Origin of the sequence: Pseudonocardia alni, from assembly GCF_002813375.1 — a bacterium.
Taxonomy (GTDB): domain Bacteria; phylum Actinomycetota; class Actinomycetes; order Mycobacteriales; family Pseudonocardiaceae; genus Pseudonocardia; species Pseudonocardia alni.
In genome coordinates, this window is sequence record NZ_PHUJ01000003.1 from 226,348 (window position 1) to 242,670 (window position 16,323).

Consider the following 16,323-nt stretch of genomic DNA (forward strand, 5'->3'; position numbering starts at 1 on the left):
AGCGCCTCCCGTGACCCGCACGCTGCCGTCCCCGTCCGACCCGCGCCCGGGACCGCTGCCGGACGGTGCGCTCGCGACCTGGCCGGAGCTGTTCGCCCGGCAGGTCGCGGCCACGCCGGACGCCGTGGCGGTGCAGTGCGGCTCGGGGGAGCGCCGCGAGCAGCTCACCTACGCCGGGCTCGACGAGCGGGCGGGGCGCCTCGCGTCGGTGCTGCGCGGGCGCGGCGCGGGACCGGAGGGGCTGGTCGCGCTCGCCGTACCGCGCGGGGTGGACCTCGTCGTCGCGCAGGTGGCGATCCTGCGTGCGGGCGCGGCGTACCTGCCGGTCGACCCGGACCAGCCGCCGGCGCGGACCGCGCTGGTGCTCGACGACGCCCGCCCGGCCGTCGTGCTGAGCACGGCCGGTGTCGCCGCCGAGCTGCCGCTGCCCGACGGGACCCCGACCGTGCTGCTCGACGACGACGCCGATCGGGCGGCGATCGCCGCCGCGCCGGTCGCCCCGGTGCCCGACGTCGACGTCCTCGGCGCCGCCTACGTCATCCACACCTCCGGCTCCACCGGGCGGCCCAAGGGCGTCGTGCTGACCCACAGCGGTGTCACCCAGCTCGTCGCCACCCAGACCGAGCGGCTCGGGCTCGGCGCGGACGACCGGATCCTCGGGTTCGCCTCGACCGGCTTCGACGTCGCGTTCTGGGAGCTGTGCATGGCACTGCTCTCCGGCGGGCGGCTGGTCGTGGTGCCCTCGGAGCTGCGGCTGCCGGTGCCCGAGCTGGCCGACTACGCCCACGAGCACGCGGTGACGGTGATGGTGCTCCCGCCCGCGCTGCTCGCCGCGCTGGGCCCGGACGTCACGCTGCCCCCGGCGACCCTGCTCGCCGGTACCGAGCGGGTGTCCCCGGAGCTGGTCGCGCGCTGGGCACGGGGCCGGACGATGTTCAACGCCTACGGTCCGACCGAGGTCACCGTCAACTCCACGCTGGGCCGGTGCGACCCGGCGCGGACCGGGCCGGTGGTGCCGATCGGGGTCGCCGACCCGATGACCGACGCGTACGTGCTGGGCCCCGACCTGGCGCCGGTCCCGGACGGCGAGCAGGGCGAGCTCTACCTCGGCGGCCCCGGTCTGGCCCGGGGCTACCTGAACAAGCCGGGCCTGACCGCGGAGCGGTTCGTCGCCGACCCGTTCGGGCCCGCGGGCGGGCGGCTCTACCGCACCGGCGACCTCGTGCGCGTCGACGAGCGCGGCGAGCTCGAGTTCCTGGGCCGCGTCGACGACCAGCTCAAGGTCCGCGGCTACCGGATCGAGCCCGGCGAGATCGAGTCGGCGCTGCGGGCCCACCCCCACGTCGCCGAGGCCGTCGTCGGCGTGCACGAGGCCGCGCCGGGGGACCGGCGTCTCACCGCGTGGGTCGTCCCCGCGACCGCCGGGGACACCCCCGCCGACGACGGTGCCGAGCGCGTCGCCGACTGGCGCGACGTCCACGAGCTGCTCTACGCCGCCACCTCCGCCGACGACGGCGACCCCACCGGCTACGAGGGCGGCTTCGCCGGCTGGAACTCCACCTACGACGGCACCCCCATCCCGCGCGCGGACATGCAGGCCTGGCGCGACGCCACCGTCGCCCGGATCCGCGAGCTCGGCCCCGGCCGGGTCCTGGAGCTCGGCGTCGGCAACGGTCTGCTGCTCGCGGAGCTGGCCCCGGACTGTCCCCGCTACGTCGGCACCGACGTGTCCGCCGAGGCCGTCGCCGCGCTGTCGCGGTGGGTCGCGACCCGCCCCGAGCTGCGCGGGCGCGTCGAGCTGGCCCCCGCCGCCGCCCACGAGCTCGACGGCATCACCGGTCCCTTCGACACCATCGTGATCAACTCCGTCGCCCAGTACTTCCCGGGCCCGGAGTACCTGACCGACGTGCTGACCCGGGCCGCGGCGCTGCTCGCCCCGGGCGGCGCGATCGTCGTCGGCGACGTCCGGCACGCCGGGCTGCTGCGCACCTTCCGCGCCGGGGTCGTCGCCGCCCGGCGGCCCGACGCCGAGCCCGCCGAGCTGCGCCGCGCCCTCGACGGCGCCGTCGCCTGGGAGGGCGAGCTGCTCTGCGCGCCGCGGTTCTTCACCGCCCTCGACGGGTTCGACGCGAGCAGCATCCGGATCAAGCGGGCCCGCGCGCACGACGAGCTCTCGCGCTACCGCTACGACGTCGTGCTCCGGCCCGGCGCCGCCGCGCGGCCCGATCCCGCGACCGCGCCGCTCGTCCTCGACTGGGAGGCGGTCGGGGCCGACCCGGTCGCGCTCACCGACGCCCTGCGTGCCGCGCTGGGCGCCGGGCCCGGCCCGGCGGGCGACAGCGGCCCGGCCGCGGGCCGTGACCCTGACGGCGCGGCCCGTGCCGGCGCGGACGTGGTGCGCGTGGTCGGGGTCCCCGACCTGCGCTCGGCCGCCGACCGCGCCACCCGCGCCCGCATCGACGGCGAGCCCGAACCGCCCGCCGGCGCCGACCCCGAGGAGCTGCTGGCCCTCGGCGAGTCCCTCGGCTACACGGCCGAGGGCACCTGGGGCACCGGGGCGACGGTCGAGCTGCTGTTCTCCCGGCCCGGCGTCGACCCCGGCCCGCTGCACCGCGCGAGCACGGACCCGACCGGCCCCGCGTTCCACCGCCCGGCCCCGTTCCGGGACGTCGACGCCCTGGTCGGCGCCTTGCGCGAGCACCTGCGCGACCGGCTCCCGGACTGGATGGTGCCCGCCGCCGTCGTCCCGCTGCCGTCGGTGCCGGTACTGGCCAACGGCAAGACCGACCGGGCCGCGCTGCCCGCCCCCGACCTGTCCGCGCAGGTCCGCGGCACCCGTCCCGGCACACCACGCGAGGCGCTGCTCTGCGACCTCGTGTCGGAGGTCCTCGGGGTGCCCGGCTTCGGCGTCGACGACGACTTCTTCGCCCTCGGCGGCGACTCGGTCCTGTCGATCCGGCTGGTCGTGCGGGCCCGCGAGTCCGGCCTGCTGGTCACCCCGCGGCAGGTCTTCACCCACCGCACCGTCGCCGAGCTCGCGCCGCTCGTGACCGAGCACCATTCCGTCGCCGCGCCCACCGGGCCCGACACGACCGTCCTCGACGACGCCGCGGCCGCCGTGCTCGGCCCCGTCACCCTCGCCGGGCCGGTGTCCCCGCTGCAGGAGGGCTTCTTCTTCCACGCCGCGCTCGACCCGGCCGACACCTCCTATGTCGTGCAGGAGGTCCTCGACCTGCCCGCCGACGTCGACCCGGGCACCCTGCGCGCCGCGCTGTCCGACCTGCTCGACCGGCACCCGCAGCTGCGCGCCGGGTTCGCCCAGCGCGCCGACGGCCGCGTCGTCCAGGGCGTCGCCGACCGCGTCACGCTGCCGTGGACCGAGCACGACGTGCGCGGCACCGACCCGGCCGCCGTGCTCGACGCCGAGCGGGCCCGCCCGTTCGACCTCGCCCGCCCGCCGCTGCTGCGCGCCGCGCTGCTGCACGACGACGGCCGCACCCGCCTCGCCCTGACCTTCCAGCACGCCGTCCTCGACGGGTGGTCGGTGGCGCTGCTGGTCACCGAGCTGGAGCAGGCCCACGCCGCCCGGGCCGCCGGTACCCCGCAGGACCCCGGCGGGCCGCGCGCCCGCGCCGAACAGCGGCTGCGCGCCTGGTTCGACCACCTCACCGCCCTCGACACCGGCGACGCCCGGGCGGCCGCCCGCGCCGTGTGGGACGCGGAGCTCGCCGGCGCCGAACCGGTCCGGCTGCTCGACGCCCTCCCCGCCCCGCGGACCCGCCCGGACGGCGGGGACCGGCCGCACGCCCAGCGCGCACTGACCCTCGACGCCGGCGCGACCGCCGCCCTCGACCGCGCCGCCCGCGCCCGCGGCGTCACCCCGTCGACGGTGCTGCACACCGCCTGGGCCCTCACCGTCGGCGCGCTCACCGGCAGCCGGGACGTGCTCGTCGGCAGCACCGTGTCCGGCCGCGACGCCGCCGTCGACGGCATCGGCGAGGCCGTCGGGCTGTTCGTCAACACCGTCCCGGTGCGGATGCGCTGGGCGCCCGGAGAGCCGCCGGCCGCGCCGCTGCGCCGGATGCAGGACGGCCGCACCGCCGTCCTCGACCACCCGCAGGTCCGGCTCGCGGAGCTGCAGCGCGGCCGCGGGGAGCTGTTCGACTCCATCGTGGTGATCGAGAACTACGCCGCGGAGCAGACCGCGAACGGCCTGGTCACCGGGGTGGAGGTGCGCGACGCGGTGCACTACCCGCTCGCGCTGGTCGTGCGGCCGGGCCGGGAGACCTCCGTCGTGCTCAAGCACGACACCGCCCGCGTCGACGACGCCACCGCGGGCCTGCTGCTCGAGATGTTCGAGCGCACCCTGACCGCGCTGGTCACCGGCCCGCAGCGCACGATCGCCGCGCTGCCGCTGCGCACCCGTCCCGAGCAGGGTGTGCACGGCCCCGAGCGGGCCGCCGACCCGCGGACCCTGGCCCGCCGGGTCGCCGACGGGCTGGCCGCCGACCCCGGCCGCACCGCCGTCGTCGCACCGGACGGGACGCTCACCGCCGCCGAGCTGGACCGCCGCTCGGCCGCGCTGGCCGGGGCGCTGCGCGAGCGCGGTGCCGGACCGGGCAGCGTCGTCGGGATCGCCGTGCCGCGCTCGACCGAGCTGATGGTCGCGCTGCTCGGCGTCGTCCGCGCCGGGGCGGCGTACCTGCCGCTGGACCCGGAGCATCCGGCGGAGCGGATCGCGTTCACCGCCGCCGACGCGGGCGTCGACACCGTGCTGGTGCCCGCGGGCACCGACCCGCTGCCCGACCTGCCCGGGGTGCGCCGCCTCGCCGTCGCCGAGCTCGCCGACGGCCCGGTGCCCGCCGCGCTGCCCGACCCGGACCCCGACGACGCCGCCTACCTGATCTACACCTCCGGCTCGACCGGGCGGCCCAAGGGCGTCGTGGTCAGCCACCGCGCCATCGGCAACCGGCTCGACTGGATGCAGGACGCGTACCCGCTCACCGCCGACGACCGGGTGCTGCAGAAGACCCCCGCCGGGTTCGACGTGTCGGTGTGGGAGTTCTTCTGGGCCCCCTCGACCGGCGCGACCGTGGTGCTCGCCGCCCCCGGCGGGCACCGCGACCCCGAGTACCTGGCGCGGCTGGTCCGCGACGAGCGGATCACCACGCTGCACTTCGTGCCCTCGATGCTGGAGGGCTTCCTCGCCGCCGAGCAGGTCGTCGCCGACCCGCGGTGGGCGGCCACGCTGCGGCGGGTGTTCTGCTCCGGCGAGGCGCTGTCCGCGGCCGCGGCCCGGCGCTGGCACGCGCTGACCGGGGTGGCGCTGCACAACCTCTACGGGCCCACCGAGGCCGCCGTCGACGTCACCGCGCACACCGTCGCCGCCGACCCGGGCGCCGTCGTCCCGATCGGCGTGCCGGTCGCGAACACCCGCACCCACGTCCTGGACGCCTGCCTGCGCCCGGTCCCCGACGGGGTCCCCGGCGAGCTGTACCTCGGCGGCGTGCAGCTGGCGCGGGGCTACCACGCGCGCCCCGGGCTGACCGCGGACCGCTTCGTCGCCGACCCGCTCGGCGCGGCGGGGGAGCGGCTCTACCGCACCGGCGACGTCGTGCGCCGCGTCGACGGCGAGCTGGTCTACCTCGGCCGCTCCGACGGCCAGGTGAAGATCCGCGGGCAGCGCATCGAGCCGGGTGAGGTCGAGGCGGTGCTCGCCGCGACCGACGGGGTCGGCCGCGCGGCGGTCGTCGTCCGCCGGGACGGGCCGTCCCCGTCGCTGGTCGGCTACGTCGTGCCCGCCGCCGGCGCCGCTCCCGACGGCGACGGGCTGTGCGCCGCGCTGGCCCGGGTGCTGCCCGAGGCCATGGTGCCCGCCGCGGTCGTCGTGCTGGAGCAGATGCCGCTGACCCCCAACGGCAAGCTCGACCAGGCCGCGCTGCCCGCCCCGGACGTCGCCGCGGGCGGGTCGGACCGCGAGCCCGCCACCGAGTTCGAGCGCGTGCTGTGCGCGGCGTTCGCCGAGGTCCTGGGCCGCGACCGGGTCGGCCCCGACGACGACTTCCTCGCCCTCGGCGGGGACTCCATCACCTCCATCGCGGTGTCCTCGCGGGCGCGACGGGCCGGGCTGGACGTCGGGCCCGGCGACGTGCTGGCCGGGCGCACCCCGGCCGCCGTCGCCGGTCGGGCCGGGACGGCCGCCGAGCCGGTACCGCCGCTGCCCGACCCCGACCCGGCCGTCCTCGCCCGGGTGCGGGAGATCGCCGGCGACGACGTCGAACGGGTCTGGCCGCTGTCCCCGCTGCAGGAGGGCCTCTACTTCCACGCCACCCTCGACGGCACCGCGGGCACCGTCACCGCAGCCGGTGACGCCTACACCGTGCAGGAGACCGTCGAGCTCGACCACGAGATCGACCTCGACCGGCTGCGCGACGCGGTGACCGCGATGCTGCGCCGCCACCCCACGCTGCGTGCCGGGTTCACCGCCGACGGCCTCGACGGGCCGGTGCAGTTCGTCGCCGCCGACCCGGCCCCGCCGGTCCGTCTGGTGCACACCGGTTCGCAGGCGGAACGGGACCGGCTCACCGCCGCCGACCGGACCGCGCCGTTCGACCTGAGCGCCCCGCCGCTGTTCCGGATCACCGTGCTGCGCGGCGACGGCCGCGACCGGCTGCTGATCCACCGTCACCTGCTGATCTGGGACGGCTGGTCGGCCTGGTTGTTCCTGGAGGGGCTGTTCGACACCTACGCCGGGTCGCCGCCCCCGGCTCCCGGCGGCGGCTACGACGACCTGCTGGCCTGGATCGCCGCCCGCGACCCGGAGCCCGGCCGGGCCGCCTGGCGGGACGCACTCGCCGGGCTCGACGAGCCCACCCTCACCGCGCCGGTCCCCGCCGCGGGCCCGCGGGAGGTCGCCGAGACCCACCTCGACCTCGACGCGGACACCTCGGCGCGGCTGCGGGAGCTGGCCCGAATCACCGCGGTCACCCCCAACACCGTGCTCTCCACGGTCTGGGCGCTGGCCCTGGCCGCCGGCACCGGCCGCGACGACGTCGTGTTCGGCACCTCGGTCGCCGGGCGGCCCGCGACCGTGCCCGACGTGGAGAACGTGATCGGGCTGTTCCTCAACACCGTGCCCGCCCGGGTCGCGCTGCGCCCCGGCGAGACCGGCGCGCAGCTGCTCGCCCGGGTGCAGGCCGAGCGGCTCGCGCTGCTGGGGCACGAGACCGTCGGGCTGGGGGAGATCCAGCAGGTCTCCGGGCACCGGACGCTGTTCGACACGCTGTTCGTCTACCGCCCCGAGGGCGGTGAGCAGCGGGTCGCCGACCTCGGCGCCCGGCACGGCATCACCGACCTGACCAGCACCGACACCACGCACTACGCACTGACCCTGGCGGTCACCCCCGGCGAGCGGTTCCGGCTGACCCTGTCGCACACCGTCGGGGAGCGGTCCGCGGCCCGCTGGGTCGAGCGGGTGCGCCGCGTCCTGCACGGTCTGCTCGACGCCCCCGACTCCCCGGTCGCGCGGATCGACCCGCTCGGCGACGACGAGCGCACCGAGGTCGAGGCGCACCGCACCGGGCGCCGGGTCGACACCGGCACCGCGACGGTCGCCGACCTGCTCGCCGACCGGGCCGCGCTCGCCCACGACGACCTCGCCGTCGTCGCCGGGGACGTGCGGCTCACCTACGCCGAGCTGGACGCGGCGGTGAACCGCACCGCGCGGCTGCTGCGCGCCCGCGGCGCCGGGCCGGAGACCGTCGTCGCGCTGGGGCTGCCGCGTTCCGCCGAGACCGTCGTCGCGCTGTTCGCGGTGCTGCGCGCGGGCGCGGCGTACCTGCCGCTGGAGCTGGACCACCCCGCGGCCCGGCTGGTCGAGACCCTGCGCGACTCCCGCCCGGTCGCGGTGCTCACCACGACCGCGGTCGCCCCGGCCCTGGCCGACGCCGGTGTGCCCACGGTCGCGCTGGACGACCCGGCCGTCGCGGCCGAGCGCGCCGCACTGGACCCCGGCCCGATCCCCGACGCCGAGCTGGGCAGCTTCGCCCGCGGGAACCCGGCACGGCTCGACCTGCCCGCCTACGTCATCTACACCTCCGGCTCCACCGGGCGGCCCAAGGGCGTCGTCACCCCGTACCGGGGGCTGACGAACATGCAGCTCAACCACCGCCGCGAGATCTTCGACCCGGTGGTCGCCGAGGTCCGCGCCCGCCGTGGGCCCGACGCCCGGATGCGGGTCGCGCACACCGTGTCCTTCGCGTTCGACATGAGCTGGGAGGAGCTGCTCTGGCTGGTCGAGGGGCACGAGGTGCACGTGGCCGATGAGGAGCTGCGCCGCGACGCGCACCGGCTGGTGTCCTACTGCGACACCCACGAGGTCGACGTCGTCAACGTGACCCCGACCTACGCGGCGGCGCTGCTGGAGACCGGGCTGCTCGCCCGGCGCCCGATGCCGCTGGTGCTGCTCGGCGGCGAGGCCGTGTCCGACGCCGTCTGGTCGACCCTGCGCGATGCCGACGGCGTGCTCGGCTACAACCTCTACGGCCCCACCGAGTACACGATCAACACCCTCGGCACCGGGACCGCGGACTCGGCCACCCCGGCGGTCGGGACGCCGATCAGCAACACCGTCGCGCACGTCCTGGACCCGTGGCTGCGCCCGGTGCCCGACGGCGTCGCCGGTGAGCTGTACATCGCCGGCGACGGCCTGGCCCGCGGCTACCTCGACCGGTTCGCGCTGACCGCCGAGCGGTTCGTCGCCGACCCGTGGAGCCCGGGCGGGCGGATGTACCGCACCGGTGACCTGGTCCGGCGCCGCCCCGGCACCGGCGGGCTGCTCGACTTCCTGGGCCGCACCGACGACCAGGTGAAGATCCGCGGGCACCGCGTCGAGCCCGGAGAGGTCACCGCCCGCCTCGACCGGCACCCGCTGGTGTCGCGCTCGGCGGTCGTCCCGGTCCCCGCCCCGGACGGCGGGTCGCTCCGGCTGGTCGGCTACGTCGTCCCCGCCGCCCCCGACGAGGCCGACCGCGCGGCCACCGCCGCCGGCGCCGTCGACGAGTGGCGCGCGATCTACTCCGAGGAGTACTCCCGGATCCCGGTCGCGGTGTCCACCGAGGACTACGCCGGCTGGGACTCCTCCTACACCGGCGATCCCATCCCGTTCGCGCAGATGTCGCAGTGGCGGGCCGCGACCGTCGACCTGATCCGGGCACTGAGTCCGCAGCGGGTGCTGGAGATCGGGGTGGGCACCGGGCTGCTGCTCGGCCCGCTCGCCCCCGAGGCCACCGAGTACCGCGGCACCGACCTCGCCGAGCCGGTGATCACCGCGCTGCGCACCGCGCTCGCCGACGACCCGGCCCGCTACGGCCACGTCGAGCTCGACACCCGGCCCGCCGACGACCTGTCCGGGCTGCCGCGGGGCCACTTCGACACCGTCGTGATCAACTCGGTGGTGCAGTACTTCCCCGACGCCGGCTACCTGGAGCGGGTCCTCACCGGCGCCGCGGAGCTGCTCGCCCCCGGTGGCCGGATCGTCGTCGGGGACGTGCGCCGCCCGGACACGCTGCACGCGTTCCACACCGCGATCGCCCGGACCCGGCTCGGCGACGGGGCCGACCCCGCCGCGGTCGACGCCGCGGCGGAGCGGTCGCTGGCCCTGGAGAAGGAGCTGCTGCTCGCCCCGGCGTTCTTCGACCGGGTCGCGGCCGGTCTCGGCGCGGAGGTCGCGGTGCGCGCCAAGCGCGGCGACGCCCACAACGAGCTGACCCGCCACCGCTACGACGTCGAGCTGCACCTGCCCGGCGCCGACGTGCGCCGCGCCGACCCGGCCCGCACCCTGCGCTGGGGCACCGACCTGTCCTCGCTCGACGACCTCGACCGGCTGCTCGCCGACGCCGGGACCACCGGCCTGCGCCTCACCGGCGTCCCGGACGTGCGGCTCGCGACCGAGCAGGGCCGCCCGGCCGACGGCCCGGAGCCCGACGCGCTGCGCGCCCTCGCCGCCCGGCACGGCCGCGACGCCGAGCCGACCTGGTCCCCGGACGGGCCCGGCGTGCTCGACGTCGTGCTCGTGGAGGCCGATCCGGCGGGCCGTCCGCTGGTCGGGCTGCACCGCGCCGGGGACCCGGCGGCGCCCGAGGCGACCGACCCGGCCGCGGCCCGGTTCGCCGCCGAGCTGGTCCCGGTGCTGCGCGAGGACCTGCGGGCAGCCCTGCCCGACCACCTCGTGCCGTCGGCGTTCGTGCTGCTCGACGAGCTGCCGCTGACCGCCAACGGCAAGCTCGACACCCGCGCGCTGCCCGTCCCCGACGGCCGCGCCGCCGCGGCGCCGTCGCGGGCCCCGGAGACCGCGACCGAGCAGGCCCTCTGCACGGTGTTCGCCGAGGTCCTCGGCCTCGACGAGGTCGGCGTGGACGACGACTTCTTCGACCTCGGCGGGCACTCGCTGCTCGCCACCCGGATCGTCGCCCGGCTGCGCACCGCGCTCGGGGCCGAGGTGTCGATCCGCGACCTGTTCACCGAGCCGACACCGGCCCGGCTCGCCGCCCACCTCGACGCCGGTGACGCGGCCGGCGCCGAGCGCGGTCCTGCCCGCCCCGTGCTGGCGCCGCGGCCCCGCCCGGAGCCGCTGCCCGCGTCGTCGGCGCAGCACCGGCTCTGGGTCCTCGATCGGCTCGACGCCGACGCGGGCCGCGACAGCGCCTACCACTTCCCGATCACCTTCCGGCTGGCCGGAGCCCTGGACGCCGACGCACTGGAGCAGGCGCTGCACGACGTCGTCGCCCGCCACGAGTCGCTGCGCACCCTGCTCGTCGACGGGGGCGACGGCGTCCCGGTCCAGGTGGTCGTCGACGCCGCGGCGGCCCGGGTGCCGTTCGTGCGCCGCACCGTCGACGCCGCCGCCACCCCGGCGGAGGTGGCGGCGGAGATCCGGCGCCCGTTCGACCTGGGATCGGACCTGCCGGTCCGGGCGCTGCTGCTCACCGAGTCCGACACCGGCGAGCACGTGCTGGTCCTCGTGCTCCACCACGTCACCACCGACGAGTGGTCCGACCGGCCGTTCCTGGCCGACCTCGCGACCGCCTACGCGGCCCGGTCCGCGGGCCGCGCGCCCCGCCTCACCCCGCTGCCGGTGCAGTACGCCGACCACACCCTGTGGCTGCGGGAGCTGCTCGGCGACCCGGCCGACCCGTCGTCGGTCGCGGGCCGCCAGCTCGGGTTCTGGACCCGCACCCTGGCCGGGCTGCCCGAGCGCCTGGACCTGCCGACCGACCGGCCCGAGCCCGCGTCCCCGACGATGGCGGGCGACGCGGTCGACGTGCCGATCGACCCCGCGCTCGGCGCCGAGCTGCGCCGCACGGCGCGCGCCGCCGGTGCGAGCACCTTCATGCTCGCCCGGGCCGCGGTCGCGGTCCTGCTGCACCGCCTCGGCGCCGGCGACGACATCCCGCTGGGCGCCCCCGTCGCGGGCCGCGCCGACCAGGCACTGGAGGACGTCGTCGGGTTCTTCGTCAACACCCTGGTGCTGCGCACCGACCTGTCCGGCGACCCCGGGTTCACCGAGGTCCTGGACCGGGTCCGGGCCGCCGACCTGGAGGCGTTCGCGCACGCCGACGTGCCCTTCGAGTCGGTGGTGCGCGCGGTCAACCCGGACCGCAGCGCCGACACCACCCCGCTGTTCCAGGTGATGGTGGTGCACCGCGCCGGTGGCACCGCCCGCGAGTCGGGGCTGGTCCTGCCCGGTGTCACCGTCGGCGAGCAGCCGCAGCCGCCCGCCCGCGCCCAGTTCGACCTGGTCGTCGAGTTCCGCGACGGCGGGCCGGAGGAACCGCTGGGGGTGCGGCTGCTGTACCGCACCGAGCTGTTCGACGCCGCGACCGTGCACGCGCTGGGGGAGCGGCTGACCACGGTGCTGCGCGCCGTCGTGGCCGACCCGCGGCGCCCGGTCCGCCGGATCGACGTCGCCGCGGCCGGGGAGGCCGACCGGGCCCGCCGCGCCCTCGACGGCGGCCCGGTCCCGGCCGCCCGCACGATGTGGGAGATGGTCGCCGGCTCCGTCGCCGACCGGCCCACCGCGGTCGCCGTCGCCGACGAGCACCGCGAGCTCGACTACGCCGGGCTCGACGTCGAGACCGCCGCTCTGGCCCGCGAGCTGCGCGCCCGCGGCGTCGGCCCGGAGACCGTCGTCGGGGTCGCGGTGCCGCGGTCGGTCGAGATGGTCGTCGCGGTGCTGGCGGTGCTGCGCGCCGGTGGCGCGTTCCTGCCGCTGGACCTCAACCTGCCCGCCGAGCGGCTGGAGTACCTGCTCACCGACTCCGGCACCCGGCTGGTCGTGACGACCGGCGACGCCGCGGCCCTGCTGCCCGCCGTCGACGGCGTCACCCACCTCGTCCCGGCGCCTCCGGAGCCGGGCCCGGCCCCGGCGGACCCGCCCACCGACCCGGCGGGCGCCGCCTACGTCATCTACACCTCCGGCTCGACCGGACGCCCGAAGGGCGCGGTCCTGCCGCACGCCGGCATCGGCGAGCTGCTGGAGCTGGCCCGCGACCGGATGCGGCTCACCGCGGACTCCCGGGTCCTGCAGTTCTCCGCGCCCGGCTTCGACGTGCTCGTGTTCGAGCTGTGCATGGCGCTGTGCTCCGGGGCCCGGCTCGTCGTCGCCCCGGAGCGGCTGCGCGGCCGCGACGCCGACCCGGCCGAGCTGACCGGGTTCTTCGCCGAGCAGCGGCTCACGCACCTGATCCTGCCGCCGTCACTGATCACCGCGCTGCCGCCGGAGGCGTCGCTCCCGGCCGGGTCGACGGTGCTCGCCGGGACCGAGGCCGTCCCGCCGGACCTGATCGACCGCTGGGGCGCGCACCTGGACCTGCACGTCGCCTACGGGCTCACCGAGGCCACCGTGAACTCCACGCTGTGGCACTCGCGGCCGGGCACCGCGTTCCGGTCACCGATCGGGCGCCCCGACCCGGGCGTGCGGACCTACGTCCTCGACGACGCCCTCACCCCCGTTCCGCCCGGCGTCCCCGGCGAGCTGTACGTGGCCGGGGCCGGGCTGGCCCGCGGCTACCTGGGGCGCACCGCTCTCACCGCGGACCGCTTCGTGGCCTGCCCGTTCGGGGAGCCGGGGACCCGGATGTACCGCACCGGTGACCGCGTCCGGCTGCGCTTCGACGACGGCGCCGAGCACCCCGACCGCGAGCCGGTCCTGGAGTTCCTCGGCCGTTCCGACGACCAGGTCACGATCCGCGGCTACCGGATCGAGCCCGGCGAGATCGAGGCCGTCCTGGCCGCGCACCCGGACGTCGCGCAGGCCGCGGTCGTCGTACGACGGCGGGGCCCGGTCACCCGGCTCGACGGCTACGTCGTCCCGGCGGGCGGCGGCACAGCGGTGCCCGCCGGCCTCGCCGAGCACCTGCGCGGGCGGCTGCCCGAGCACATGGTCCCGGCGCACCTCGTCGCGCTCGACGGGCCGCTGCCGCGCACCCCGAACGGGAAGGTCGACAAGCGGGCGCTGCCCGAGCCCGCCCCCGCGACCGGCAGCGGCCGGGAGCCCGCCGAAGGTCCGGAACGGGTGCTGGCCGGACTGGTCGCCGAGCTGGTGGCCGTCGACCGGGTCGGCGCCGACGACGACTTCTTCGCCCTCGGCGGGGACTCGATCATCGCGATCCGGCTGGTGTCCGCGGCCCGCGCGGCCGGGCTGGCGCTCACCCCGCGCCAGGTGTTCCGGCAGCGCACGGTCGCCGGGCTGGCCACCGTCGCCGAGCCGGTCGCGCACGACCACACCCACGACGACGGCGTCGGGCCGGTCGGGTCCACCCCGATCCTGGACTGGCTCACCGAGGTCGACCCGCACGCGCCCGGCTACAACCAGTCGGTGCTGGTGCGCACGCCGGCCGGCCTGACCGGGCCGGTGCTGCGCCGCGCCCTGGGCGCGCTGCTCGCCACGCACGGCATGCTCCGCGCCCGGCGCACCGCCGACGGCCTGGAGGTCCCCGCCGCGGTGCCCGGCCCGGTGCTGCGGGAGGTACCGGTCAGCGCGGCGAACACCGCCGACCAGGTGCGCGAGCAGCTGGGGGAGGAGGCACTCGCCGCGCGCGACCGGCTCGACCCCGGCTCCGGCACGATGCTGTCGGCGGTCTGGTTCGACGCCGGACCGGACGCCCCCGGCCGCCTGTTGCTGGTGGTGGCCCACGTCGCCGTGGACTGGGTGTCGTGGCGGATCCTGCTCGACGATCTCGCCGGTGCCGTCGCCGCCCAGGACGCGGGGCGCGAGCCGTCGCCGCCGCCGGTCCCGGTGTCCTACCGCGCCTGGGCGTCGATGCTCGCCGCCGAGGCCGCCCGCCCGCAGCGGGTCGCCGAGACCGGCCGGTGGCGGTCGGTCCTGGCCGGACCGCGGGTGGCACTGCCGCTGGCGACGCCCTTCGACCCGGACCGCGACCGGCACGGCACCAACCGGGTGCACCCGGTGGAGCTGCCCGCGGACCTGTCGGCCGCCGTCCTCGCCGCCGGTGCGGACCGGGCACTGGCCGCCGGGCTCGGGATCGCCGTCGCCGGCCTCGCGCGCCACCACGGCGCCCCCGCCGAGGGGGTCGTGCCGCTCGCGATGGAGGGACACGGACGGGAGGAGGAGGCCGTCGCGCCGCGACCGGACCTGTCCCGCACCGTCGGCTGGTTCACCGCGATCCGGCCGGTCGCGGTCGACCCGCGCGGACCCGCCGGGCAGGTGCGCGACCGGCTGGTCGCCGACCTCGACGGCGAGCCCGACCACGGCATCGGATTCGGCCTGCTGCGCCACCTGAACCCCGACACCGCCGCGGAGCTCGCGCCGCTTCCGCTGCCCGAGATCGAGTTCAACTACCTGGGCCGGTTCGACCGGCGCGCCCCGCGCGACTGGGGCTTCGCCGACGAGGACGACGTCCTCGACGTCGCCGTCGAGCCGGACATGCGTCAGCGGTTCCCGCTGACCGTCATCGCCCGCACCGTCGACGGCGTGGACGGACCCCGGGTGCACGCCGACCTGATCCACCCGGTGGCGGTGTTCGACGACGCCGTCGTCGCCGACCTCGGCCGGCGGTGGGGTGCGGCGCTGCGCGAGGTGACCGGGCAGGGCTGAGCACGACGGAGGGGGCCGGTCGCGGTGCGACCGGCCCCCTCTCGTGTGCGCGGGGTGCGCCCCGTGGTCAGCCCTGGGTGGCGGGGAGCGCCTCGAGCTCCGGCACCAGCTTGTCGATCGCGTACGGCAGGCTGAGCACGCTGCCGTAGCTCAGCGCGGCGGGCAGCGGCTCGGTGCGGTCGGAGCTGAGCATCCACAGCACCCGGCCCTGCTGGACGGCGTCGAGCCTGCTGAACTCCGGACGCGCCTGGATCTCGGCCTTCGCGGCCTCGGTCGGGGCGAGCACGAGTAGCTTGTCGACGTCGAACTCGCCGGCCTGCTCCGGGCTCAGCTGCGCCTCGCTCGTCCCGGCCGCGGCCCGGGTGATCGCCTCGGGGGCGCGGAAGCCGAGCTGGGCGAGCAGGTCGGCCTTGATGTCGCCACCGGCGAACGCGAAGTAGTTCGGGGTGTCGTAGGAGACCGCGACGGCGGTCTGCTGCGCCCAGTCGGGGTGCGCGGCCTTGGCGTCGGCGATCTTCTTCTCGGTCGCGGCGATCAGTTCGTCGCCCTGCTGCTCACGGCCGACGGCCCTGGTGATCTCCCGGGTCATGACCTGCCAGGACGCGGTGTAGTCCTCGAAGCCCTTCGGCTGCGCGACCGTCGGCGCGATCCGGGAGACCTGGTCGTACTGCTCCTGGGTCATGCCCGAGTACGACGCGATGATCAGGTCCGGCTGGAGCGCCGCGATCTTCTCCAGCTGGTACTCCTCGCGGACGCCGACGACCTCGGGGGTCTGCCCGGCGAAGCCCTGCTCCTGCCACAGCCACGTGTTACCGGCCGGGGGCTGGGTGAACCAGTCGACGATGCCGACCGGCGCGATCCCGACGGCGAGCAGCGCGTCCGGGTCGGTGTAGCCCAGGGTCACGACCCGCTCGGGCTCGGCGGTGATCTCGGTGGAGCCGTACTTGTGCTCGACGGTCACCGGGAAGGTGCCGGACGCGGCCGGGGCCGCGGGGGCCTCGGCACCGCCGCCCGACGGCGCCGACGAGCACCCGGCGAGGACGAGGACACCGAGCAGGGCGACGAGCAGTGGACGGAACCGTCCCCTGGACGGTGAGGCGTGAGGCATGACGTTCCTGTTCTCTCGACCCGGGACGACGGGGCCGTCGCTGCCCGGTGATCCGATGTGGCAGTTGAGGCTTACCTAAGTCCCAGGCCAGGTCAAGAGA

General features: G+C 77.2%; 2 protein-coding genes. One reads left to right on the forward strand and one right to left on the reverse strand.

Annotation, left to right across the window (positions count from 1 at the left end; all coding sequences use genetic code 11):
• Nucleotides 1-10: 10 nt before the first annotated feature.
• A complete protein-coding gene (locus ATL51_RS02340) occupies nt 11-15,115 on the forward strand; it encodes a non-ribosomal peptide synthetase (RefSeq protein WP_100877503.1) in 15,105 nt (5,034 codons plus the stop codon).
• Between the two features lie 67 nt (nt 15,116-15,182).
• Here ATL51_RS02340 and ATL51_RS02345 read toward each other — a convergent pair whose 3' ends face one another.
• Nucleotides 15,183-16,223, reverse strand: a complete 1,041-nt coding sequence (locus tag ATL51_RS02345) for an ABC transporter substrate-binding protein (RefSeq protein WP_073574557.1) — start codon at nt 16,221-16,223, stop codon at nt 15,183-15,185.
• Nucleotides 16,224-16,323 lie beyond the last annotated feature (100 nt).

Excerpts from the sequence above, each read along its gene's own strand:
- ATL51_RS02345 (WP_073574557.1), bottom strand. The coding sequence starts at position 16,223 with ATGCCTCACGCCTCACCGTCCAGGGGACGGTTCCGTCCACTGCTCGTC.